Genomic DNA, 293 nt, shown 5'->3' with positions numbered 1-293 from the left:
CATGGGTCAGGGCCGCCGTGGCTCAACTGATGGCGTCAAGGGCGTGCCGAGAGGGCTTAGTGCTGGAAATCCTAATATACATTTACCACCGACAACCAGCCGCCACGCACCTTTACTTTTACTCCAGCACAACCGCCCGGCATGGATATCAGCTCGGTATTACCACAACCTGCCAGTGCGCTGGTCTTCCCGCAGCATACTGGAACCGATATCACCTTTCTGGCGACAAAGCGAGCACTGACGTTCCTTGCACATGAGGAGATGGATTTCCACGATTACATCATTTGGTTCCC

Annotated in this window: 1 pseudogene; it reads left to right on the top strand. The window is 54.3% G+C overall.

What is annotated here, in order from left to right:
* Positions 1-87: 87 nt before the first annotated feature.
* Positions 88-293, top strand: a pseudogene (locus tag V2A85_RS24720) (S-type pyocin domain-containing protein); the annotation flags it as partial.

It is taken from the genome of Yersinia sp. 1252 StPb PI (assembly GCF_048593885.1).
Taxonomy (GTDB): domain Bacteria; phylum Pseudomonadota; class Gammaproteobacteria; order Enterobacterales; family Enterobacteriaceae; genus Yersinia; species Yersinia enterocolitica_E.
Note: the sequence above shows the minus strand (reverse complement) of the source record. Positions and strands in the feature narration are given on the sequence as shown.